The organism is Empedobacter sp. UBA6305 (genome assembly GCF_002440405.1).
Classification (GTDB): domain Bacteria; phylum Bacteroidota; class Bacteroidia; order Flavobacteriales; family Weeksellaceae; genus Empedobacter; species Empedobacter falsenii_B.
In genome coordinates this window covers 27,571-53,861 of the sequence record NZ_DJTP01000008.1, presented here as the reverse complement: position 1 = coordinate 53,861, position 26,291 = coordinate 27,571, and the positions used below count along the sequence as shown (strand labels likewise).

Genomic DNA, 26,291 nt, shown 5'->3' with positions numbered 1-26,291 from the left:
TGTCGTTTCATTCGAAATGACAAATTATATTATTTTAAGTGTTTGTATTAATTTCTGATTTTCAACTTCCGTTCCAACTGTAATACGTAAACAATTTTCGCATAAATCGTCGTTGTTTCTGTTACGAATTACAATTCCTTTTTCGACCAATTGATTGTAACGTTCGTTTGCATTATCAACTTTAATCAAAATGAAATTCGAATCGCTTGGATAGATTTTTTCTACAAATGAGATATCAGTTAAAGCATTTTCTAGAACTTCTTTTTGTTGAATAATCGTATTTGTAATAGCTATCACTTTATCGTAATCGCTTAAAATTTCAATCGCTTTTAATTGTGTTAATTGATTGATGTTATAAGGTGGTTTTATTTTATTTAAAACATCCACAATTTCTTGTGAAGCATACAAAATTCCTAAACGAATTCCTGCTAAACCAACCGCTTTCGACAAAGTTTGGGTAACAATTACGTTTGGATAATTTTTGATTTCTTCTATCCAAGACTGTTCTGTGGCGAAATCGATATAAGCTTCGTCGATAATTATTAAGCCATTGAAACGATTCACAATTTCTAAAATAGTTTCTCTTTTGATGATTTCTCCTGTTGGATTATTAGGAGAGCATAAAAAAATCATTTTTGTATTTTCATCTACTTTTGAGAAAATATCTTCGATGTTTGGTTGAAAATCTTCTTTGTTTAATAACGATTTTCGGTATTCAATAGCATTTAAATTCGCTAAAACACCATACATTCCATAGGAAGGTGAAATCGCAATAACATTATCTTGATTCGGTTCGCAAAATGCTCGGAAAATTAAATCTAACACTTCGTCACTTCCATTTCCTAATAGAATCTGATTTGCAGGAAAGTTTTTGATTTCACTTAAAATCGATTTTACATTACGTTGTAAAGGATCAGGATAACGATTCAATCCATTATTGAAAGGATTTTCGTTCGCATCCAAGAAAACGAAATCGTTATTTATTTCTTGAAATTCGTCACGAGCTGATGAATAAGCTTTCAGCGTTTTTACGTTAGGACGAATGATGTTATTTATGTTGAATGAATTCATGTACGATTTTTGATTTACGATTTTAGATCATTTAGTCTTAAGGTTACTGCATTTTTGTGCGCAAATAACTCTTCGGCTTCAGCCATTAATTCGATTGCTGGACCAATGTTTTGAATTCCTTCTGCTGATAATTTCTGAAACGTGATTTTCTTGATAAAACTATCAAACGAAACTCCTGAATAATTTTTTGCATAACCATTAGTTGGCAAAGTGTGATTGGTTCCTGAAGCATAATCACCAGCCGATTCACACGAATAATTTCCTAAGAAAACTGAACCTACATTAATAATTTTATCGATATAATTTTCAGCCATTTCGCAAGCGAAAATTAAATGTTCAGGTGCATAAATATTTGAAAAAGTTACACATTCTTCGATAGAATTTAAAACAATTCCTTTTGAATTTTCTAACGCTTTAGTCGCTAATTCTTTTCTTGGCAGAACTTCTAATTGAGCATTGATTTCTTCAATCGTTTCATTTAATATTTGTTCGTTTGTTGTTAATAAAATCACTTGTGAATCGATTCCGTGTTCGGCTTGTGATAATAAATCGGCAGCCACATATTTAGGAACCGAAGTTTCATCTGCAATCACTAAAACTTCGCTTGGACCAGCAGGCATGTCGATGGCTACACCAAAGTTTTGAGCAACTTGTTTTGCTGCAGTTACATATTGGTTTCCTGGACCGAAAATTTTATCCACTTTTTGAATCGTTTCTGTTCCAAAAGTTAACGTTCCAATCGCTTGAATTCCGCCAACTTTGTAGATTTTTTCAATTCCGATTAAGTTCGCAGTATATAAAATTGCAGGGTGAATTTTTCCTTCTTTATTTGGAGGTGTACATAAAATAATATTTTGGCAACCAGCTAATTTAGCAGGAATTCCTAACATTAAAGTTGTAGAAAATAACGGAGCTGTTCCACCTGGAATATAAATTCCAACATTTTCGATACCGCGAGATTCTCTCCAACAATTTACTCCTTTTGTGGTTTCAATAACTTTTACTTCTTCACGTTGTTCAGTGTGAAACTTCTCAATATTAGAAGCTGCTAATTGAATTGCTCCTTTTAATTCTTCAGAAATTAAAGTTTTTGCTTCTTCAATTTCTTGAGTAGAAACTTCTAAAGAAGTTAGCTTAACTTGATCAAATTTTTCTGTAAAATCAATTAAAGCTTGATCTTTCTCGGTTTGAATTTTTCCAAAAATATCTAAAACTATTTCTTGTAAATCTTGTGCTTCTTTCGTTGGTCGAGCTGTTAACGTAGACCAATCTGAAAGTTGAGGTTTGATATATGTTTGCATTTTGTTACGAATTACGATTTTAGAATTACGAATTACGATTCAATCGTAAATTGTAAATCGTCAATCAAAAATTATAAAATCATTTTTTCAATTTCTAGTACTAAAATTCCTTCCGCACCCAAAGCTTTCAATTGCTCGATGATGTCCCAAAAAGTATCTTCTTTAATTACAGTGTGGATTGATGACCAACCTTTTTCGGCAAGTGGTAAAACTGTTGGAGATTTCATTCCGGGTAACAAAGCAATGATTTCTTCTAACTTTTCGTTGGGCGCGTTTAATAAAATATATTTGTTCTCAGAAGATTGTTTTACCGCTTCAATTCTAAATAAAAGACGATCTACAATTGCTTGTTTTTCATTGTCGAGATTTTTGTTAGAAATTAAAACTGCTTGTGATTCAACCACTGTTTCCACTTGTTTCAAACCATTTGTTAATAATGTTGAACCTGTAGAAACGATGTCAAAAATAGCATTTGCCAAACCGATACTTGGAGCAATTTCTACGCTTCCACCAATTTCTTCAATCTTAACGTTGATACCTTTTTCTTGGAAAAATTTTTGTAAAATACGTGGATAAGAAGTGGCAATTTTTTTGTCTTGAAAATAACTTAAATCTGTATAAGCTTCATCTTTCGGAATAGCTAAACAAAGTTTACAACCTGCGAATCCTAATTGACGAATTTGAGTGACATTTTTATCTTTTTCCCAAACTTCATTTTCTCCTAAAATACCGATGTCAGCAACGCCTTGTTCTACATATTGTGAAATATCGTCGTCTCGTAAGAATAAAACTTCGATAGGGAAATTTGGAGATTCGGTTCTTAATTTTCGATTACTTGTAGAAATTTTAATTCCGCAATCTTTCAATAATTCGAGTGATTTTTCACTTAATCGACCACTTTTCTGAATGGCTATTTTTAATTTACTCATTTTTAATGTTTTATATTTTTTAAGTTTGAGTAAATCGATGATTAAATCTTGAAGTAACAAAAAATCCCGTTCGATTTACTCAAACGGGATTTAGATATTGTGATAAAATCATTACATACCACTATCTGCTCGCTTGAGTGCAAGTATGATGGTGATGATGATGTAATTTATTTTTGTACATTTTTACTTTTTTGTCGGAACAAATGTAGAAAGGAAATTTTAATTGACAATAGATTTTTTGAAAATTAGTAAATAAACTTGTTATTAATTATGAAAACCTTATTTTTTTCTATTTTTATCCAAAAGAACTCAAATATTTATTGAGTTTTATTGATTTGATTAATTCTCAATATTTTATAGAAAGTTCGGTTACATCCAAAACTTTCTTTTATTTTTGCAGTAATATATGTTAGAAAAACAAGAAGCACAATACGAAAAAGTAGTTTTAGTTGGATTGATTACACGTGAACAATCCGAAGAAAAACTGACGGAATATATGGACGAATTGGAGTTCTTAGCTTATACAGCTGGAGCGACAGTTGGAGAACGTTTTACACAAAGAATGGACAAACCTGATTCTAAATTCTTTGTAGGAAGCGGGAAATTAGATGAAATCACGGCTTTTGTCGAAGAATATGATATTGATACAGTTATTTTTGATGATGAATTAACGCCTTCTCAGTTGAAAAATATTGAGAAAGTTGTCAACAAAAAAATCATCGACCGTACACAATTGATTTTAGATATTTTTGCTCAACGAGCGCAAACTTCATATGCACGTACGCAGGTAGAATTGGCTCAATACCAATATTTATTACCACGATTAACACGAATGTGGACACACTTAGAGCGTCAACGTGGAGGAATTGGTATGCGTGGTCCTGGTGAAACGGAAATTGAAACGGATAGACGTATTATTCGTGATCGAATTACGTTATTGAAAGAGAAATTGAAAGGAATCGATAAGCAAATGGCGACTCAACGTAAAAATCGAGGAGCATTGGTACGCGTTGCGTTGGTTGGGTACACAAATGTTGGGAAATCAACGTTGATGAATGTCTTATCGAAGTCCGAAGTTTTTGCCGAAAATAAATTATTTGCAACATTAGATACAACGGTTCGAAAAGTGGTAATTGGTAATTTACCTTTCTTATTAACGGATACGGTTGGGTTTATTCGCAAGTTGCCAACACAATTGGTAGAATCGTTTAAATCTACATTAGATGAGGTTCGTGAAGCGGATTTGTTGGTCCATGTTGTGGATATTTCGCATGCGAGTTTTGAGGATCATGTGAATTCTGTGAATCAAATTTTAGCTGAAATAGAGTCGAAAGAAAAACCAACGATTATGGTTTTCAATAAAATTGATAATTTTTCTTATATCAAACAAGATGAAGATGATTTGTCTGAAAAGAAATTTGAAAATTATTCGTTAGAAGATTGGAAACGTACGTGGATGGCGAAAACAGATTATCCGACATTGTTTATTTCGGCAACGGAAAAAGATAATTTAGAAGATTTGCGAAAAACGGTTTATGAAGAAGTGAAAGAAATTCACATGAAACGTTTTCCTTATAATAATTTCCTTTTTCAATATTACGATGAGGAAGAAAATGATTCGGAAGAGTAATAGTTTTAATTTTTAGATTTTTTAAGATTAAAAATTAGAATTAATATAACCATAAATAATAATCCAATTTGAATATAAAGACCCATTGAATTTTCAGGAAAATTATTATACAACTTTATAAGACCATTGATTATTATAATCAGGAAGAAGAAGAATATTAGAGGCTTGTGTTTGAAATTCATAAATGTAAGTTTGCATTAAAGTTATTAAATTTATATTTAATATTTTAAAATAAATAAGAGTTCAGTTTTTGGACTCTTTTTTTGTTAACTTCAAAATCTAATTGATAAAATATGATAGAGCAATTAAAATCAACTTTACAAGATTTAGCGGACGATGATAAAGCGAAGATTATGATGCGTTTTTTCAAAACTGGAAAAGGAGAATATGGTGAAGGAGATATTCTTCTTGGGATTTCTGTTCCGAATCAACGTTTGATTGCGAAAGAATTTTATCAACAAGTTTCATTAAATGACATCAAAAATTTATTGAATTCCAATATTCACGAATATAGATTAACAGCTTTATTGATATTGGTCTTGAAGTACGAAAAATCAAAAGATGAACTTGTAAGAAAAGATATCATCGATTTTTATCTTGCTCAAACTTCTCAAATCAACAATTGGGATTTGGTTGACACAAGTTGTTATAAAATTTTGGGACATTATTGTTTTCATCAAAAACGAGAAGAATTGCTTTTTGAATTGGCAGATTCAGATGATTTGTGGGAAAAACGAATCGCAACTGTATCAACTATGTATTTTATCAAACAAAAATCATTTTCAATTGTTCCTGAAATTGTGTTGAAAAATCTTAATCATTCACACGATTTAATGCATAAAGCAAATGGTTGGATGTTGCGTGAAATGGGAAAAATGAATGAAGAAAAGTTGATTGAGTTTTTGGACGAATATACGTTGCAAATGCCAAGAACAACGTTGAGATATGCGCTCGAAAAAATTGATCCAATTCTCAAAGATTATTATATGAAATTGAAATAGTTTGCATAAAAAAGTCGCTCAACGAGCGACTTTTGATTTTATATCAAGAATAAATTCTTACAAAATAACATGACCTAATTTCGTCAACTTTTGATGATCTAAAACTTTTATTTTTCTTCCTTCAACTTCGATTAATTCATCAGTTTTGAATTCAGAAATCAAACGAATTGCAGATTCTGTCGCTGTTCCAATCAAATTTGCCATTTCTTCGCGTGTCAACGAAATGTTGATAAATCCGTCTTTGTCTGTTCCTAATTTTCCTTCTAATAAAATTAAAACTTCAGCCAAACGTTCGCGAACTGTTTTTTGTGCTAAATAAGTGATTGTTCTTGCATATTCTCCCAAATCTTTAGCAATTCTTTGTAAAATATTGAAAGCTAATTTTGGATTAACTTCTAATAATTTTAAGAAGAATTTTTCTGGAATATAATATATTTCAACTGGCGTCATTGCGGTTGCAGAGGCACCAAATACTTCTTGACTTAAGATTGAGCGATAACCGATAATGTCACCTTCGTTGATAAAACGTAGAATTTGCTCTTTTCCATTAAAACCAATTTTGAACAACTTAGCAGTTCCTTTCATGACGCAATATATACCTTTTGGTGTATTACCTTCCTGGATAATCTCGTCTCCTTTTTTTAGGTTGATGATTTTCTTCTCTTGCTCAAACTCCAATAATTCTTCCTTACTAAAAACCCCGAAAGACTCTGGGTTATCAAACATCGCTTTAATCGATACTACATTCTCATTAAACTCTGACATATCTTGTTGTTATGACTTAATTCATACAAAGTTAACGTTAATTCTGATAAAAGGAAAGTAATTTTGTAAAATAGTATGGAAGAGAATTGTTTTCACTGTGGTCAAAGAATTGAAGAAGAGGTTATTCAGTTCGATGAAAAGGATTTTTGTTGTCAGGGTTGTAAAACGGTTTACGAGATTTTAAACGTAAATAATCTAAAAGATTATTACGACCTTAATCGTAATGCAGGTTTACGTCCTGATGGAAAAAGTAATCATCAATTTGATTTCTTAAACACAAAAGAAATCTTTGATAAAGTTGTAGATTTTTCAGATGACGGCGTTACAGTTGTCTCCTTTTACGTGCCTGTAATGCATTGTACTTCGTGTGTTTGGTTGTTAGAAAGTTTGGATACGATTAATCCAAATATTATATCTTCTAATGTCAATTTTACGCAAAAAACTGTTCAGATTACGTATCGAGATGCGGATTTGAAATTGGGTGATTTGGCAAGATTTATTACAAATTTAGGCTACAAACCTTCGATTAATCTAAAAACATTAGACAAAAAGAAAAAAAGCAAAGTCGATCGTTCTTTGGTGAGCAAATTGGTAATTGCAGGATTCTGTTTTGGGAATATTATGCTTTTATCGTTTCCAGAATATGTCGAAGTTTTTGGTAATGTAAAAGAACAATGGTTAGATCAAAACAAAGGATATTTTCGTTGGACGATGTTCGCGTTGTCGTTGCCTGTTTTCTTTTATTCATCTACCGATTATTTTGTTTCGGCTTGGCAAGGTCTGAAAAATAAATATATCAATATCGATGTGCCAATTGCGTTAGGAATTATCGTAATTATGTTCAAATCGACTTATGATATCATTTTTGATATTTCGCCAGGTTACTTTGATACATTAGCGATGCTTTTATTTTTGATGTTGACAGGTAAATGGTTTCAGCAACAAACAATGCAAGCATTGGCATTTGATCGAGATTACAAATCGTTTTATCCAATTGCAGTTGCGAAATTAGAAAATGGTTATGAACAACCAATTTTGTTGGCTGACTTGAAAAAAGGTGATCGAATTTTAATTAGAAATGAAGAAATTATTCCAGCCGATGCCATTTTGATGAAAGGTGAAGCGATGATTGATAACTCGTTTGTAACGGGAGAATCTCGCTTGATTCAGAAAAAAGCTGGAGATAAAATATTTGCTGGTGGAAAACAATCTGGTCATGCAATTGAGTTGGAAATTATTTCGGATGTTAATCAAAGTTATTTAACCCAGTTGTGGAACAATGATGCGTTCCAGAAAGAAGAATCTGAGTTGAATGCCTTGACGAATAAAATCAGTCATTATTTCACATTAATCATCCTTATTATTACAGCAATTTCTGCTGTTTATTGGTATTTCCACGATTCTTCAAAAATATTAGAAGTTGTTACATCAATCTTAATTATCGCTTGTCCTTGTGCGCTTGGTTTGTCGTCTCCGTTTATTTTGGGACACATGATGCGTATTTTCGGGAATAAGAAATTCTATGTAAAAAATACATCAACAGTCGAGAGAATGGAGAAAATTACAGATGTAGTTTTTGATAAAACGGGTACAATTACGGAAAGTGATGAAGCGCAAGTGCAATACGAGGGGAAAGAACTTTCTGAGTATCAAAAGCAATTGGTGAAAGCATTGATTAGAAATTCTAATCATCCGTTAAGCCGTACATTATATAAGAAATTGACGGTTGATGATCATTTGCCGATTTCTAATTACGAAGAAATTGTAGGAAAAGGTCAGCAAGCTGATGTAGATGGACATCAAATAAAAGTTGGTTCGAGAAGTTTCACGAATGCAATTTTTAATGAAAATATATTGAATCAATCTCAAGTTTTTATAGCGATTGATGGAGAAGTTTTTGGTAAATTTGTGTATACCAATCGATATCGAAAAGGTTTAGATCGTTTATTGAAAGAATTGGATACATATCAGTTACACGTTTTGTCTGGGGATAATGATTCTGAGAAAGAATATTTAGAAACAATTTTTCCAGCCAATGCAAAATTGATTTTTAATCAATCGCCAACTGATAAGTTAGAATACATCAAACAATTGGAACAAGAAGGGAAGAAAGTGATGATGCTTGGAGATGGATTGAATGATGCTGGAGCTTTGAAACAAAGTACAGTTGGAATCTCTATTTCTGAGGATATTAATAGTTTTTCGCCTTCGTGTGATGGAATTTTGGATGGAAAAAGTTTTTCGGCAATTCCAAATTTCTTGAACTTATCGAAGACCACGATGAAATTTGTAAAAATTGCTTTTTTCATCAGTTTCTTGTATAATATTGTTGGACTTAGTTTTGCTGTTTCTGGTTATTTACAGCCAGTTGTAGCGGCTATATTGATGCCAATAAGTTCTATTTCAGTGTTAATTTTTGCAACGACAAGTACCCGAATTGCAGATAAATTAACAAAATGGAATTTAGATTGATTTTAAATTAGAGTTATACATACTGCTCTGACCAAAATCATTGTGATAAGAACTTAGGGCTTTGTAATTTTGTGGAGCTATGGGGATATTATTATTAATGATATTAGTTAGTGTCTCTTTGGGGGCAATTTTCCTTCTTTTATTCTTTTTAGGGTATAAGAAAGGACAATTTGATGAGGATGAATCCCCAGCAGTGAGAATGTTAAAAGATGATAAAAAAACACAAGATAAAATCGACTCATAATGCAAATGCAGACTTTTAGTTACGACAATAAGATCGTAAAGTATTTCCTTTATGCCACATTGTTTTGGGCAGTTATGGCATTTTTCTTTGGAGTATTGGTTGCAACTTTGTTGTTTTTTCCAACGTTACCAGAATACATCTTCGGATCGGATGATGGTACAATCGGAGGGAACATCCAAGGCTTAATCAATTCACAAGGGACACTTGGTTTTGGTAGATTAAGAATGATTCACACAACATTTGCGGTGTTCGCGTTTGTTGGAAACTCGTTCTTTACCGGAGCTTATTATTCAATGCAAAGGTTGTTGAAAACCAGAATGTACAGCGATGTTTTAAGCTGGATCGTTTTCTGGGGATGGCAATTATTTATTGTATTATCATTTGTAACATTTATCTTAGGATACAACACTTCTAAAGAGTATGCTGAGCACGAATGGCCAATTGATATTTTAATCGCTTTAGTTTGGGTATTGTTTGGAGCACAAATGTTCTTAACGATTGCTAAACGTCGTGTTCGTCATTTGTATGTAGCAATTTGGTTCTTTATCGGAACTTGGGCTGCAATTACAATGTTACACGTGTTTAACAATTTAGAAATCCCTGTAACATTTAGCTTAACGGCTCCGAAATCATATTCATTGTATTCTGGAGTTCAAGATGCGTTAGTACAATGGTGGTACGGACACAATGCGGTAGCATTCTTCTTAACGACACCTATCTTAGGATTAATGTATTACTTTGTACCAAAAGCAGCTAATAGACCTGTATTCTCATACAAATTATCTATTATCCACTTCTGGTCATTAATCTTTATTTATATTTGGGCTGGTCCTCACCACTTGCTTTATACCGCATTACCAGGTTGGGCACAAGCTTTAGGAACAGGTTTCTCTATCATGTTAATCGCTCCATCTTGGGGAGGTATGTTAAATGGTTTATTAACATTACGTGGTGCATGGGATAAAGTACGAGAAAATCCTATTTTGAAATTCTTCGTAGTTGCCTTAACTTGTTATGGTATGGCTACTTTTGAAGGTCCAATGTTAGCAACAAAAACATTAAATAAAATTGGTCACTTTACAGACTGGGTTCCTGCTCACGTACACGTAGGTACTTTAGGATGGAATGGATTTATCGCTTTTGGTATGATCTATTACTTAGCCCCAAAATTATTCAACACAAAATTAGCATCTGTAAAGATGGCTAACGCTCACTTCTGGATTGGTACTTTCGGTATCTTATTCTGGGTAATTCCTATGTATGTTGCAGGATGGACACAAGGTTTAATGTGGAAACAATTCGCAGCAGACGGAACATTAGAATATGGTAACTTCTTACAAACGGTTACTATTCTTAAAAAATGGTTATATCCATTACGTGCATTTGGTGGAACATTATATTTATTAGGATCAATCTTAATGATTATCAATGTTTGGAAAACTGTAAAATCTGGACACTTTGTTGCAAACGAGGATGCAGAGGCGCCAGCTTTAGCACCAAAAGCTTCTACACGTGCACAAGGAGAAGGTGTTCACTCTTGGATTGAAAGAACTCCATTAGTAATGACAATTGGAGCAGTATTAACTTTAGCAGTTGGTGGTTTAGTAGAGATTGTTCCTACAATCGTGGTAAAATCAAACGTACCTACAATCGCAAGTATCAAACCTTATACTCCGTTAGAATTAGAAGGACGTGATTTATATATTCGTGAAGGATGTAATGCTTGTCATACGCAAATGGTTCGTCCATTCCGTGACGAAGTAAAACGTTATGGTGAATACTCTAAAGCAGGAGAATTTGTTTACGATCACCCATTCTTATGGGGTTCTAAAAGAACTGGTCCAGACTTACACCGCGAAGGAGGTAAAAACCCAGACGCTTGGCATTACAAACATATGTGGAATCCACGTTCTACATCAGATGGTTCTATCATGCCACGTTACCCTTGGTTAATTGACAATAAATTAGACCGTGAGTTAACGCGTGATAAAATGAAATCAATGGTTGCATTAGGTGTTCCTTATCAACAAGAAGATTTTGACAGTATGCAAGTTTCTATGAACAAACAAGCTTTAGCAATCGAGCAAACTATCTTTAAAGATGCGTCTGACTTGAAAGAGTTATATGCGAAAAAAGAAGCAGAAGCTAAACAACAAGGTAAAGAGTTTGTTCCGTTAAGAGATCGTGAGATTACAGCGTTAATCGCATATTTACAACGTTTAGGAACAGATATCAAAGCTGAACAAGTAGAGACAGCAAGTAACTAATGTTAAAATATTATAAAGAATTCCTTTCTCAGTATGAGTATGCATCTTTATTGCAGACATTAATCCTAATAGGATTTATAGCAGTCTTTGTGACGATTTTTGTTAAGGTTATGAAAAAACCAAAAGAGTATTACAAAGACAGCGAGTCAGCAGCTTTAGATTTAGAACCAGAAGAGAACGAAAAAAATAATACAAAATGAGACAACGTACCCCGGCTTATATATTTATCCCATTAACGCTATTAGCAGTAATCTTAGCGTTTACAATGGTGACGCCAGTAGATGTGGTGCCAGAACCAGGTTTTCAAGGAATGATGCACAATTTATTGGAGCACTTGAAACATGTGTTTGCGCAAGGAATTTTCTGGGCAGTATTAGCAGTTGCAATTGTGATGCTTTTAATTATCAATGCTTTAAATAAAGTTGTTGAAGCAGAGAAATTTAAAAGATTATCTGAAGAAGAACAAGCTAAATATTTAGAAGATGGTAAAATAGGTTACTTCAAAAGATTGTTCAGTAGTGCTGGTAAAAAACAATCAGACGAAGAAGAAGAATCTATTATCTTAGATCACGGTTTTGACGGAATCAAAGAGTTAGACAATGCTTTACCACAATGGTGGTTATCATTATTCTACTTTGGTGTTGTGTTTATGGTGGTTTATGTAATGGCATATAGCTTTACAGACTTTGCTCACATGGACAAAGAATACGAAGAAGAAATGGTTTACAAAGATGCACAAGATAGTATTTGGGCAGTTGCAAATGATATTGATATCACAGGAGCTGTAAACAAATCTAATGATCCTGCAATTGTAGAACAAGGTAAAAAAATCTTTGAGCAAAACTGTGTGCAATGTCACATGGAAGGTGGTAAAGGAGGTATTGGACCAAACTTAACTGATGATTACTGGGTGAATCATGTAGAAGATAGTTTATTCAAAAATATTTATCACATTGTTTACAATGGATCTCCACACAATCCTCAAATGCGTGCATTTGGACAACGTAAAGAGTTATCTGGATTAGCAATTGAGAAAGTAGCTTCTTATGTATATTACATCAACCAAAAAGAACCTACGAAAACAGTTGCAGAAGGTGCAGCTGCTCCTCAAGGTGACTTAATGGAAGCATGGAAACAAAAGTAATTGATTGAATAATTACAACAAATATCATATTGAAAGAGAGCTTATTTATAAGCTCTCTTTTCTTTTTTAGTCGTAAATTTGTATATATTTAAAATTCACTATAATGAGTGTTCAAAATTCTGACCCAAAAGATGAATTTAATTTAGACGATTATTTGGATGAAAACAGCCAAATGAACGAAGATGTACGTACTTCCATTGGAACTATGGAGCGAACAGGAGAGCGTAAATGGGTTTACCCTAAAAAACCAAAAGGTAAGTTTACAAATTATAGGACGTATGTAAGTTATGTATTGTTAGCAATATTAATCTTAACGCCTTTCTTTAAATTACCTAATGGAAATCCATTGTTCAAATTTGATGTATTGCACAGTCAATTCATTTTATTTGGTTTTCCATTTTTTACATCAGACTTCTTCCTTTTAGCTTTAGGAATGATCACGACAATTATTTTCATCGTATTATTCACCATGGCTTATGGTCGTTTATTTTGTGGATGGGTATGTCCACAAACTATTTTCTTGGAAATGGTTTTTCGAAAAATAGAATACGCCATAGAAGGAGATAGAGCAAAACAAATAAGATTAGATAAGCAAGATTGGGACGAAGAAAAAATTCGTAAAAAATTACTGAAATGGACCATCTTCGCAATCATTTCATTTATTATCGCAAATGTATTCCTAGCTTATATTATTGGAGCTGATGCATTGTATGATGTAATAAAAGAAGGTCCTGCAGAAAATGTAGGAACATTAGTTGGATTGGTTTTCTTCTCAGCTACTTTCTATTTCATCTTTGCATGGTTTCGTGAACAAGCATGTACATTGGTTTGTCCTTACGGACGTTTCCAAGGCGTATTAATTGATGCACATACAATCAATGTAACATATGATTTCAAACGTGGTGAAGGAACAGCTGGTCGAGCAAAATTCAAAAAGAACGAAGACCGTAAAGCAGAAGGAAAAGGAGATTGTATAGATTGTGGTCAATGTGTAGTTGTTTGTCCAACTGGAATTGATATTCGTAACGGTATCCAATTAGAATGTGTTAACTGTACAGCTTGTATTGATGCATGTGACGAAGTAATGGAAAAAGTTGGTTTACCAACAGGATTGATTCGTTATGCTTCTGAAGATGATATTAAACGTGGAGAAAAATTCAAATTCACGAAACGTTTAGCAGCTTATACATTTGCCTTATTATTATTAATTGGAGCAATGACAGCATTCTTGTTCTCTCGTTCTGATGTAGAATCTAAATACCTTAAAGTTCCTGGAACAGATTACAAGGTAGAAGGAAAATACTACGTTAATCAATTCGAGTATACATTGTACAACAAAACGAATGCGGATCAAATTGTAACTGTTCAATTGCTATCACACAAAAACTCAAAAGTAGAAATGTATGAAGGCGAAAATAAATTGAACATGGAAAAAGGTCAAATCATTCAAGGAAAATTCTTCTTGAAAATTCCAATGGATGAAGTTAAATCGTACAAAGAAAAAGTAGTGATTGGCTTAGTTAATCAAAAAGGAAAAGTAATCGATAAATACGAAACGAGCTTCTCAGCTCCATTCAAATATTAATCATATGAAGTTAAATTGGGGACATTATGTAGCAATTGCTTTGGGATGTTTTATGATATTCATTCTATCATTGTTATATTTTGCAGGAGATACAGGTGGAATGGTAACCGAGGATTATTACGAAAAAGAAATTCATTTTCAGGATGAAATAAATGCTGAAAAACGTGCAAATACTTTAGCCGAAAAACCAGAAGTTATTGTACAAGCAAATGGATTTTTATTTCAATTTCCAGCAACTACTGCTGCCGATTTTAAAGGAGATATTTTTTTGATGCGAAATGATAACGAAACCAAAGACGTTAAAACAACAATCAAATTATCAGACAGAAAAAATTTCTTAGTACCTTCTGTTAAGTTAATTGACGGAGAATACGAATTAACTTTAAGCTGGAAAGAAAATAATCAAACTTATTTGATTAAAAAGTCCATTCGATGGATTTCACAATAGTTATCATAGCATTATCCATAGGTCTTACATCGTCCCTGCATTGCGTGGGGATGTGCGGGCCTATTGCTTTATCTTTGGGATTAGAATCTCAAAACAAACTAAAATTTACACTTCGTAATTTGACGTATCAATTAGGACGTGTAACCACTTATACAATTTTAGGCGCAATTTTAGGATTGATTGGTGAATCATTTTCATTTGTTGGATTACAAAATTACTTAAGTATTTTGATTGGAGTTTTGATGATTATTATGGTCATGATTCCAAAATTCTACGAAAATGGTGCTACGCAACTTCGCCCTGTTAACGCCTTGATGGTAAAAGTAAAACTCTCTCTTGGTAAATTCTTAATCAAGAAAGATTCTTCCTCACTTTATATAGTTGGTCTATTAAATGGCCTTTTACCTTGCGGAATGGTTTATGCTTCACTTACAGCTGCCATTGGTTTAGGATCAGTTTACAAAAGTGCGATGTTTATGTTCTTCTTCGGATTTGGAACTTTGCCTTTGATGTTTGCAACCGTTTTATTTGGAAATTTTTTATCCGTAAAACAACGTCAAACTATCTTAAAAATCTTACCAATTATTACACTTATTTTGGGTGTATTATTTATCCTTCGCGGATTAGAATTAAACATTCCTTTCATCTCACCAGCCAAAGAAGCACTTCAGCTAAATGGAATGGATGAGCATTGTATGTGATTATCATTTTTTATTCAAATAATTCGCAACAAGAAAAAGAGTTTTTTATTTCACATTTTAAGTTTTTAAATCTAATATTAATACCTTTATTGCATAAAAATTAAAGAATCATTGCGTTAGTATTTTTGAATTTTGTTTTACAAAAATGGACCAATTTACTTTTAAAGAAATCGCTGCTTTTATAGGAGTTTTCCTTGTTCTTGTGCTTGCCTTGTTTTTGGTAACTGTAAAAAGTAAGCACAAACTTTCAAATTGCTTACTTGCTTTTTTTCTTTTTACAACTGCTGCAGATGGATTGAAGTTTTTGATGCGTGATTTTCCTGTGAATTACATCAACCTAGAAGCTTTCCGTTGGAGTTTTAATTATTTGGCTCCAGCAACATTTTATTTCTATGTTTTGTCGGTTAGTTTTAACAAATTCCGTTTAAAACCGAAGTATTTGTGGCACACTATTCCATTCGTTGCGTTCAATTTGTATATGGCATATGGAATTTATTTTCAAGATAGGGCTGGAAAAATTAGTTTCATAAATGAGTTGAATGATTCGCCGATAATGAATTTTTTTTATATTCTGTTCGAAGTTCTTTTTCAAATCTATTTTATTGCTTCATTTTTGGTAATTCGAAAATCGAAAACAGTCTATTTCGAAAATTATGCAAATCCTGATATTTCTAAGTTTAATGCGCTTTACAAAATCACCATTCTATATTACGTTGTACATTTTTTAGTATTGATAAGATGGGTGATTACTTTCACTTACGGTTTCGGCGAATTGAGGGAATGGATTGTGATGCTAGATGGTTTTTCTTTTTTTGTTTGTACTTGTTGGTATCTATTTGTCGCATTAAATAATCCTGATTTTTTCCGAGGAGTTAATGAAAATTTGCAACCGATTAAGGAAGCTATTCCAAAGCAAAAATCTACACTAGAAATCGACGTCGAAAAAAATAATCAAATAGAATCATTAAAAGATTTTATGGTTAAAAATGAACCTTATCTCGATTCATCTTTAACGATTCAGAATTTGGCAGAGCAATTAAATATGCCTGTGAAAGATTTATCGGCTTTGATTAATTTGTACATGGACAAACATTTTTTTGATTTTGTAAATGAATATCGAATTAAAAAAGCCATACAAATTCTAAAAGATTGCACTCAAAAAGAGTTGACCGTTTTGGAAATTTTGTATCAAGTTGGATTTAATTCCAAATCTTCGTTTAATACATCCTTCAAAAAATATACAGGAAAAACACCAACCGATTACAGAAAGGAAGCTTTGTAAAATAAAATTATTTGCTGAAAATGCGTTCGATTTTTTTTAATCGGTCGTGTATCAACGCTTTTTAGATCAGCTTTGCAGAAAGTTTTTAAAATATAATTACAATGAAAAAAATAATTGTCTTAATATCATGAAGTATTTTATTCTCCAATTTTCTTTCAGCTCAAAAGCCGGTTGAACAAAAAACAGAAATCAATCAAATTAATGAACTAATGACTAAATCCTACGAAAAAGATTTGTTCAATGGAAATGTTTTGGTTGCCAAAAAAGGAAAAATTATCTATCAAAAATCCCTTTGGCTTTATTGATGAAATGAAGAAAAAATCTTTAACGAAAAATTCAATTTTCAATTTTGGTTCTATTGCAAAGGAGTTTAATGCAGTTGCGATTTTGATGTTGGTAGAACGTGGTCAACTTAAGCTTGATGACCCGATTTCGAAATATAATTTGGATTTGCCGAAATGGTCGGAAAAAGTAACAACCAGACATTTGATTAATTATGCTAGCGGAATTCCCAGAATAGAAAATGGATTAATTGTCCCGAAAAACGATGAAGAAGCGTGGAAGATTTTGAGAAAAACAGATACATTGTTATTTGAACCTGGAAAGGATTACCGATACGATAACGGCAATGTTTTTTTACAAAGAAGAATTATTGAAAAGATAACAAGAATGACTTTCCAAGATTTTGTTACGAAAAATATTATAAAACCTTTGAAAATGAACAATTCCGTGTTTGATCCGAAATTTGGTTATAAAAATCGAACGTCTTGCTATGATATGGATAATGTTCGGTGTCCAGAAATGGAATTTGTCAGCGGTTGGCTTTGGTTGGATACTAATGACATGTACAAATGGATTGATGCGATGAATCATAATCGTTTAATTTCTAGAAAATCTTTTGAAACATTATTGAATAATCCCTACACAAAAGACCATCAAGGTGGATCATTTGGAGATTATTTTAGAGATGAAGAGTTGCAGCGTCATAACGGTGTTTCCTATAAATTTGAATCTTTGGTGTTAAATGATATGAAGAACGATGTCGTTATCATTTTAGCATCCAACAGTCGGAATAAAGTTTGGGATTTGGGACATGTCATTCGAGATATTATGCTAGGAAAAACATTCGAAATTCCTAAAAAATCGGTTTACCAAGCTTTAAGAAAAGAAGCACAAACCGACGTCAATAAAGCGATTGAAAATTATTATCAACTGAAAAATACTTCCGAAAAAGAATATAGTTTTGAAAATCCAATCGAACTTAATACTTTGGGTTATGAATTTCTACGAGCGGGCAAAATAAATGAGTCGATAAAAATATTTCAATTGGTTGTAAAAGAGTTTCCAAATAACTCAAGTGTTGCTGATAGTTTGGGCGAAGCTTATCTAACTAACAAGCAATACGATTTGGCATTAGAATGGTACAACAAAGCCATCAGCCTTGGCGGAACCAACGGTAATGCCGAAAGAATGATTGAGAAAATTAAAGCGTTAAAAAACTAAAAATTGATTTCTCAAAATATTTAATTCAAATCAATTGAAGCCTTGTTAAGATTTAAATCTTGACAAGGCTTTCATTAAAATCAATACTTTCATCCTTACAAAATAAATCGTATTTTTGACGTTATCACTATATGTAGTGTAACTAAATAAACGTCAAAATGATAACACAATTAAGAGGTAAATTAATCGAGATTTATCCAACAAATGCTGTAATAGATTGCAATGGGGTCGGATATTGGGTCAATATTTCACTAAATACATATTCTACTTTAGAACACGAAGAATTGGTTACAATTTTTACACATTTGATCGTTCGCGAAGATGCGCATATACTTTATGGATTTGCAACAAAACTAGAACGAGAAATTTTTCAGAAATTAATTAGTGTTAACGGTGTTGGTCCAGCTTCTGGAATGATGATTATTTCGACACTTTCTTCCAAAGAAATTGCAACTGCAATCGCTCAAGAAGATGCCAGATTATTGCAAAGTGTAAAAGGAATTGGAGCTAAAACAGCGCAAAGAATTATCATTGACTTGAAAGATAAATTGGATCAAAATTTAATATTAGATGTTAATTCTACTTCGGTTAAAAATAAATCTAAGAATGAAGCGTTATCTGCTTTAGAAGTTTTAGGAATTCCTAAAAAATCTGCAGAGAAAATTATGGACAAAATCCTACAAGATCAGCCAGATGCAGACGTGGAATTCTTAGTAAAAGAAACCTTGAAGAAAATTTAATGAAGATTCATAACGAACCAAAAACTATTCGTAAAGGCTCTACTATAGCAGCTTTGTGTTTCCTTTTTGCAATGGGAACTATGAGCGATGTTATGGCTCAGGAAAGTGATACGCTTAAGTTTCCTATCCGAGATCAAAAAGGTGGATTGTTTTTAGATAATCAAATAAAATACGATGTACAATATGATGCGATAAAGCGTCAGTATATTTTATATCCTCAAATTGGAACAAGTTTAGTTTCCGAACCTATCTATTTGACACGTCAAGAATACCTGACTTTGGTTCAGAATCAAGACATGAAAAATTATTTCCGTACAAAATCTCAAACCAACGATCAATTTTATCGTGAAGAACGTTTTGGAGATAAGGAAGGAAAAAAAGAAGGAAGTATTTTACCAAGTTTTAAGGTGAAATCGAAAGCTTTCGAAACTATTTTTGGTGGATCAGAAATCTCATTGATTCCGCAAGGTTATGCAAATTTAGAATTGGGTGTTTTCTTGCAAAAGATAGATAACCCAATGTTGTTGCCACAAAACCGTCAAACGCTTACAATGGATCTTAATCAACGTATGCAATTGAGTATTTTGGGTAAAGTCGGAGAAAATCTTCAGATGAAAGTGAATTATGATACGCAAGCTGGTTTTGGCTTCGAAAATCAAATGAAACTTCAGTGGAGAAAGGCTTTGGGGAATAAATTGGATCCATTTGGAGGAGAAGATGATATTCTACAAAATATAGAGGTTGGTAATATTTCGATGCCGCTTAGTACTTCGTTGATTACAGGTGCGCAATCACTTTTTGGAGTTAGAACAGATCTTAAATTCGGTCGTACAAATGTATCGGCTGTCTTTTCAGAACAACGTTCGGAATCTAAAAATATTGTGGTTCAAGGTGGCGGTGTGATGACTGATTTTAAAGTCGCTGCCGAAAAATATGAATACAATAGACACTTTTTCTTAGGTCAATTTTTTAGAAATAGTTACGATAGAGCGTTAGCAAATTATCCTGCAGTTAACAGTAATATCAATATCAGTAATATTGAGGTTTGGAAAGTTGATAAATCTGGAGGGAATCAACAGAATAGACGTTCTATTATCGCTTTGCGAGATATTGCAGAAGGTGATACAGCGCCTCAAAATAGTAGTAATGCCTTATTTAATGAGATTAATTCTCAAGGTTTTACTAAGATTAGTGATGCAAGAAGTTATTTGAACGGATATTCTTTCAATGGAGAACAATTTCAGGATGGAGAAAACTTTATCGTCAACGAAAATGTTCGTAAACTTGATGCTTCCGAATTCACTTTCTATCCAAAATTAGGATACATTTCCTTGAATACGCCTTTGGTTGATGGTGAAGATTTATTAGCGGTTTCGTTTCAATATTCGTTAAGCTCTGATCCGACAAAATTATACAAAGTTGGACAAATGTCGAGCGAGACAGATAAACCAATTATTGCGAAATTAATCAAACCAAATTCTGCAGTTAATGTGGCTTCGCCAATGTGGGATTTGATGATGAAAAATATTTATTCGTTAAATGCTTATGGTGTTTCGAGTGAAGATTTTTTGATGAATATTAATTTCAAGGATAATGGTGAACAATCTTCTGGAAAATTAAATTACTTACCAAATTCTGCTGTTTCAGAACAATCGTTAATTCAAGTTCTGAACATGGATAGATTAAATTCGAACGGACAATTACAACAAAATCCTGACGGAAGTAAAGGTGATGGTTTATTTGATTTTCAACCAGGGTTAACAATTGATACAGAAAGAGGAAATATTATTTTCACTTCTGTTGAACCTTTTGGTAAATATTTGAGCAATAAATTAAAAGGTCAAAATGAAGAATATGTTTTTAATCAAATTTATCGTCAATTACCAAATACACTTTCTGGCGAAAAATTAGCTAATCGTTATACGTTAGAAGGTCGTTACAAAGGAACGGTGACAGATGGTATTCCGTTGGGCGCTTTCAATGTGCCGCAAGGTTCTGTTAAAGTAACTTCTGGTGGAGCAACGTTGACGGAAGGCGTAGATTATACGGTAGATTATCAGTTGGGGCGTGTAAAAATCATTAATGAACAATTGAAAAATTCTGGAGCACCAATTAATGTTTCTTTAGAAAATCAATCTACATTTAATTTACAGAAAAAACGTTTCATGGGAATTAATGTCGAGCATAAATTTAGTGATAAGTTTATGTTAGGCGGAACTTTAATTAATTACCAAGAACGTCCAGTTACGCAAAAAACACAATTTGGTTCAGAACCTGTGAATAACACAATTGTTGGACTTAATACACAATATAACTCAGAAGCTGAGTGGTTAACTCGTTTAACAAATAAAATTCCGGGAATCAAAACGGACCAAATGTCGAACATTAGTGTTCAGGCAGAGGCGGCTTATTTGATGCCAGGAATGAACAAAGTGACAGGAGGTTATTCTTATATAGACGATTTCGAAGATGCACAATCGCGCATTAGTTTATTAGATGTTGGTTCATGGAAATTTGGATCAACACCAGGAAAACCTGCTGGATATTCTGCTTCTGGTTACCACCCGTTCTTCCCAAATGGAATGAAAAATGACGATTTATCATTCAACAATGGTCGTCGTATGTTATCATGGTATTCTATTGATCCGCGTTTTTATGGTATGGGAGGAAGTTCGCCTTTAACAGATCAACAAATGTCAACACACATGGCACGTCGCATTAAGTTAAAAGAGCTTTTTGATCAACGTGATGTAATGGCTGGTACAAATTCGTACATCAGCACATTTGATATGACATTCTATCCGCAAGAACGTGGACCTTATAATGTTAATCCAAATGCAGTAGATACGAAAAACTGGGGAGCAATTATGCGTCCTATTTCAGTTTCTAACTTCAAAGATTCGAATGTGGAATACATCGAGTTTTGGATGATGGATCCTTATGCAGATGGAAAAGGTGGAGAAGGAGAGTTATTGGTACATTTAGGAAATGTTTCAGAAGACGTCTTAAAAGACGGCGAAATGATGTACGAAAATGGATTGCCTCATTCTGGAAATGGTGCGGCGACTGTTGCTTCTAAATGGGGATTAACACCTCAGTTAAATCCAATTTTATATGCTTTTGATACGGATGTAGCTGCCCGAAAACAACAAGATTTGGGTTATAATGGATTAACAGATGAGGAAGAAGCGCAACGTTATGGAATTACGAGTAATAATTTAGTGACAGGAGAATTAGATCCTGCAAATGATAATTATTTATTCTTCTTAGATGATCGCTTTAGAGGTGCATCAATCGGGAATACGGTTCAAGATCGTTACCGTTATTTCAGAAATCCACAAGGAAATAATTCAACTGATAATCCTTTACATGCATCATCTTTAACGCCAGATACAGAAGATATTAATGGTGATTTCAATTTAGATCAGACAGAAAACTATAATCAGTATACATTAAAAATTAACCGTCAAACGTTAGAAGATCCAAACAATAAATTTATTGTTGCAAGAAAAACGGTTCAGGGAGAATTTCCTGACAAAACGAAACATGATGTAAAATGGTATCAAGTTCGTATTCCTGTTGATAACTTTGATTTAGATCTTGACGGAGATGGAGTAGAAGAGTTAAACAATGATGCGTCTATTGCACAAGCAGAAAGTGTGTTAACAGCTGCTCGTTTTATGCGTATGGTGATGCGAGGTTTCGAGGAAGAAACAACTCTACGTTTTGGTACTTTTGATTTAGTTCGTTCTGAATGGCGTCGTTATACAAAAAACATTTATCCTTATATCATTAGTAATCAAGAAGGTTATGAGGAGGATAAAAATATTGATGATTTAGAAATTGGTGAGGTAAGTATCGAACGAAATGGTACAGATCGTCCTCGTTATATGATTCCTCCTGGAGTTTATCGTGAACAAACTCAAGGAACAACGGGATATCAATCTCAGAACGAAGCTTCGATGACATTGAAGGCGAAGTTTAAACCAGGAAGTACTTCAAAAGCTATTTTTAAGAATACAAATTTAGATTTGCGTCGATACAAAAAGTTGCAAATGTTTGTATCTGCTCAAAACTTATTAGATAGAGCGTCAAATGCGATTGATAATGGTACAAAATTATTTATTCGTGTAGGTAGTGATTATACAGATAATTACTATGAATATGAAATGCCGTTGAAATATACGCCACAAAGTTCTGCAACAGAAAGCACAGTTTGGCCAGATGAAAACTTTATCGATCTGAATACAGATTTGTTTACAGATGCTAAAAAACAAAGGGATGCTGATGGTTTCAGTACATTGCAACGTTTCAATTTTGCTTTTGATCAAGAGAATCCAAACAAAACGGTTTATGTAAAAGGTCGTCCAACATTGGGTAATGTCTCTTCAATTATGATTGGGGTTCGTAACACTTCTGGACCGTCTGATAAAGAAGTTTTACTTTGGGTAAATGAACTTCGTTTAAGCGAAATTGATAACCAAGGTGGTTATGCAGCTTCAGCAAATGTGCAGTTCAATTTAGGTGATTTTGCGAATGTACAAGTTTCTGGAAGCACAAGTTCTGTAGGTTTTGGTGCGATAGATCAAGGTCCTGCAAATCGTAATCAGGACGAATCATTACAATATGCGTTGAATGCACAAGTAAAATTAGACAAATTCTTACCAAAGAAATGGGGAATGGAAATTCCGTTCGATTTTACAATTCAGGAAAGTTTTGTCGATCCAAAATATAATCCATTAGACAATGATATTATTTTTGATGAAGCGCCTAATAAAGCTGAATTAGAAAAAGTTGTTCGTACTTATACGCAGTTCAAAAGTTTTGCTTTTAATAATATTCGAAAAGTTAGATCAACAAATAACAACAACCCTGTTCGTTTCTATGATCCATCTAACTTTTCAGTTTCGATGATGTATTCGGATAATTATTACCGTGATATTTACACGCAATATAACATCAACCAACAATTAAGAGCGTCGATTAATTATAATTACGGATTTAGAGGAAAATCGTACGAGCCTTTCAAAAAATGGCGTGCGGTTCAACCAAAAGAGGAATCAGGAAAATATTTACAATTTATTCGTGAATTTAATGTGAATCCTTTGCCAACACGTTTCTCTTTCCGTACAGAGATTGCGCGTACCTACAGTGAAAGACAATATCGAGATATCAGTCAATATTTAGGTGGAGGAAGCTCATCGAGTTTAATTCGTCCGACATATAGTAACAATTTCTTGTTCAATTGGCAATATAATTTAGGTTTTGATTTGACAAAATCGTTGCGTTTAGATTTAACATCTTCGACAATGACATTGAATGATGGAACAACTTTCCAGCGTGCAGATCAAGATATGATTTGGCAAAATATGTTCACAATTGGACGTCCAGTTCAGTATGATCAACAATTTCAGGTGAATTATAAATTACCTTTAAAATTCTTCCCATATTTAAATTGGATGAATGTTGAAGCTGGATTTACTTCGAATTATAACTGGATTGCAACTTCTACAGCTTACAGAAATTTTGAGACAGAAGTTACAAATCCTGATGGTTCTACATCAACACGAATTGCGAATTTAGGTAGAGGTACAGCTCAAAACTCGAATTCGATCAACTTGATGGGAGATTTAGATTTTGCAAAATTTTATCCAGAATTTAAAGGATATAAACGTTACGATTCGATCTTAAAAGGACGTCGAGCAGAAATAGATTCGTTGAATACAGTTTATACAAATTTATTTGCTAAAAAACGTCGTACAAATAAGAAATCAGCTTATAAATTCAAACATAAATTTACAGCAAAAGATTATGGTTGGATGGTTTTATCATCACTAAAGCGTGCTAATTTTACGTATAATCAGACAAATGGAGCTGTAATTCCAGGATTATTGTATGAGCCAGGTTTCTTTGGTGTTGATGGTAAAAATGGACCAACTTTAGGTTTTGTTTATGGAACGCAATTCGATATCAAACGACAATTAGTCGAAAGAGGATTGATTGTTGGTGATGAATTGATGACAGATGCGTATCAAATTACAAAAGGTTCTGATTTTAATGGAACTGCTTTAATTGAGCCTATTCCAGATTTACGAATTGATTTGAATGCAAAACGCACAAAAGATCGTCGTATTTATCATTCAGGATTTAATTTAGCAGTCGAAAATCTTTACATCGATGAATTAGCAAATCTTAATATTTCAACTGTTAATATCAAAACAGCTTTCAAAGATGGAGATGCAATTTTTGAGCAATTCCTAACAAATACTAAAACTATTTCTGGACGTTTAGCACAGAAAAGAGGTAGTGGAAATGTTGATGGATTGGGTTATTATGAAGGATTTAATGCAAGAAGTTCTGATGTACTTTTACCAGCCTTTTTAGCGGCAGTCCAAGGAAAAGATGCAGGTTCGTCTAAGTTAGGGTACAATCGTTCTATTCCAGTTCCGAATTGGCGCGTAACGTACACAGGATTGAAATCTGTTCCAATTATTAATAAATATTTTGATAATGTTGAGGTTTCGAGTTCATATAATTCGACATATACAACAACTGGTATTCAGTCCAATCCAAACTTTATGTTAGATACAGGAATTATGGGTGGTGGACAAGTGACTGGTAAAGATGAAAACGGAAACTTCTATACACAGAATTTATATGGAGCGGTTACGATGATCGAATCATTTTCACCATTATTGGGAGTGGATTTAACATTCCGTAACAGTATGCAATTACGTGCACAATATAACAGAGATCGTTTATTATCATTAAGTACAACAAATTATACGTATACAGAAGATTATGGATCTGAATATATTATTGGATTTGGGTATATTTTCAAAGATTTCAAAATGAAGATTCGTTACCAAGGAAATCAGAAAACAATCAAAGGTGACTTAAATATTCGTGGAGATTTCTCATTAAGAGATAATCAAACAACAATTCGAAAAGTAATTTATAACTTTGATGACGTACAAAATCCAAACGTACCAACAAGTATTTATGGAGATTCGCAAATTACAGGTGGACAGCGAATTATGACGTTTAAGATAACGGCAGATTATAACGTAAGTAAGAATTTGAACTTGAGATTCTATTGGGATCAGATGATGAGTAAATATAAAATTTCAACAGCTTTTCCAATTTCTCAAATTCGTGCCGGATTTAGTGCTACCTTTACATTCGGAAATTAAAAAAACAATAAAACA

The 26,291-nt window shown here is 33.0% G+C and carries 17 protein-coding genes; 13 read left to right on the top strand and 4 right to left on the bottom strand.

Annotation, left to right across the window (positions count from 1 at the left end; all coding sequences use genetic code 11):
* Positions 1 to 24 precede the first annotated feature (24 nt).
* The 3 genes from hisC to hisG all read right to left on the bottom strand — a co-directional run bounded on the left by hisC (position 25) and on the right by hisG (position 3,301).
* On the bottom strand, positions 25 to 1,071 hold the full coding sequence (gene hisC, locus B3M86_RS02345; RefSeq protein ID WP_219033862.1) for a histidinol-phosphate transaminase: 1,047 nt from the start codon (positions 1,069 to 1,071) through the stop codon (positions 25 to 27).
* A gap of 14 nt (positions 1,072 to 1,085) precedes the next feature.
* A complete protein-coding gene (hisD, locus tag B3M86_RS02340; RefSeq protein ID WP_219033861.1) occupies positions 1,086 to 2,372 on the bottom strand; it encodes a histidinol dehydrogenase in 1,287 nt (428 codons plus the stop codon).
* Between the two features lie 71 nt (positions 2,373 to 2,443).
* Positions 2,444 to 3,301 (bottom strand): ATP phosphoribosyltransferase, encoded by an 858-nt coding sequence (gene hisG / locus B3M86_RS02335; RefSeq protein ID WP_125349882.1) that lies wholly within the window; start codon positions 3,299 to 3,301, stop codon positions 2,444 to 2,446.
* Positions 3,302 to 3,707: 406 nt separating this feature from the next.
* Between hisG and hflX the strand changes: the two genes are divergently transcribed.
* Positions 3,708 to 4,931: a GTPase HflX gene (gene hflX, locus B3M86_RS02330; protein ID WP_221854272.1), complete on the top strand. Its 1,224-nt coding sequence runs from the start codon at positions 3,708 to 3,710 to the stop codon at positions 4,929 to 4,931.
* Positions 4,932 to 5,224: 293 nt separating this feature from the next.
* Positions 5,225 to 5,932: a DNA alkylation repair protein gene (locus B3M86_RS02325; RefSeq protein WP_291049709.1), complete on the top strand. Its 708-nt coding sequence runs from the start codon at positions 5,225 to 5,227 to the stop codon at positions 5,930 to 5,932.
* A gap of 57 nt (positions 5,933 to 5,989) precedes the next feature.
* On the opposite strand, the gene B3M86_RS02320 is transcribed toward B3M86_RS02325, so the two are convergent.
* Entirely contained in the window at positions 5,990 to 6,697 is a 708-nt protein-coding gene (locus B3M86_RS02320) for a Crp/Fnr family transcriptional regulator (protein WP_221854269.1), read from the bottom strand.
* A 75-nt stretch (positions 6,698 to 6,772) separates the two neighbouring features.
* Here B3M86_RS02320 and B3M86_RS02315 point away from each other — a divergent pair, with 75 nt between their 5' ends.
* The 11 genes from B3M86_RS02315 to sprA all read left to right on the top strand — a co-directional run bounded on the left by B3M86_RS02315 (position 6,773) and on the right by sprA (position 26,276).
* A complete protein-coding gene (locus tag B3M86_RS02315) occupies positions 6,773 to 9,169 on the top strand; it encodes a heavy metal translocating P-type ATPase (protein ID WP_291075762.1) in 2,397 nt (798 codons plus the stop codon).
* 79 nt (positions 9,170 to 9,248) lie between these two features.
* Positions 9,249 to 9,413, top strand: coding sequence for a cbb3-type cytochrome oxidase assembly protein CcoS (ccoS, locus tag B3M86_RS02310; protein ID WP_019974626.1), 165 nt, complete (start codon positions 9,249 to 9,251; stop codon positions 9,411 to 9,413).
* Positions 9,413 to 11,680, top strand: a complete 2,268-nt coding sequence (gene ccoO / locus B3M86_RS02305) for a cytochrome-c oxidase, cbb3-type subunit II (RefSeq protein ID WP_291049701.1) — start codon at positions 9,413 to 9,415, stop codon at positions 11,678 to 11,680. Before ccoS ends, ccoO begins: the two co-directional genes overlap by 1 nt.
* A 196-nt stretch (positions 11,681 to 11,876) precedes the next feature.
* A complete protein-coding gene (locus B3M86_RS02300; RefSeq protein ID WP_286501414.1) occupies positions 11,877 to 12,824 on the top strand; it encodes a cbb3-type cytochrome c oxidase N-terminal domain-containing protein in 948 nt (315 codons plus the stop codon).
* 103 nt (positions 12,825 to 12,927) lie between these two features.
* Entirely contained in the window at positions 12,928 to 14,409 is a 1,482-nt protein-coding gene (gene ccoG / locus B3M86_RS02295; protein ID WP_114997966.1) for a cytochrome c oxidase accessory protein CcoG, read from the top strand.
* A gap of 4 nt (positions 14,410 to 14,413) precedes the next feature.
* Positions 14,414 to 14,857, top strand: a complete 444-nt coding sequence (locus tag B3M86_RS02290; protein ID WP_114997963.1) for a FixH family protein — start codon at positions 14,414 to 14,416, stop codon at positions 14,855 to 14,857.
* The gene (locus tag B3M86_RS02285) at positions 14,842 to 15,558 is read left to right on the top strand and encodes a sulfite exporter TauE/SafE family protein (protein WP_219033852.1); all 717 of its coding nucleotides are present in this window, start codon (positions 14,842 to 14,844) and stop codon (positions 15,556 to 15,558) included. Before B3M86_RS02290 ends, B3M86_RS02285 begins: the two co-directional genes overlap by 16 nt.
* A 145-nt stretch (positions 15,559 to 15,703) precedes the next feature.
* Positions 15,704 to 16,840 carry a helix-turn-helix domain-containing protein gene (locus tag B3M86_RS02280; protein WP_286495313.1) on the top strand — a complete coding sequence of 379 codons (1,137 nt, stop codon included), beginning with the start codon at positions 15,704 to 15,706 and terminating at the stop codon, positions 16,838 to 16,840.
* Between the two features lie 240 nt (positions 16,841 to 17,080).
* Positions 17,081 to 18,343: a serine hydrolase gene (locus tag B3M86_RS02275; RefSeq protein ID WP_291049691.1), complete on the top strand. Its 1,263-nt coding sequence runs from the start codon at positions 17,081 to 17,083 to the stop codon at positions 18,341 to 18,343.
* A 158-nt stretch (positions 18,344 to 18,501) separates the two neighbouring features.
* Positions 18,502 to 19,083 (top strand): Holliday junction branch migration protein RuvA, encoded by a 582-nt coding sequence (gene ruvA, locus B3M86_RS02270; protein WP_219033851.1) that lies wholly within the window; start codon positions 18,502 to 18,504, stop codon positions 19,081 to 19,083.
* The gene (gene sprA, locus B3M86_RS02265; protein ID WP_291075760.1) at positions 19,083 to 26,276 is read left to right on the top strand and encodes a cell surface protein SprA; all 7,194 of its coding nucleotides are present in this window, start codon (positions 19,083 to 19,085) and stop codon (positions 26,274 to 26,276) included. The genes ruvA and sprA overlap by 1 nt, the downstream gene beginning before the upstream one ends.
* Positions 26,277 to 26,291: the final 15 nt, after the last annotated feature.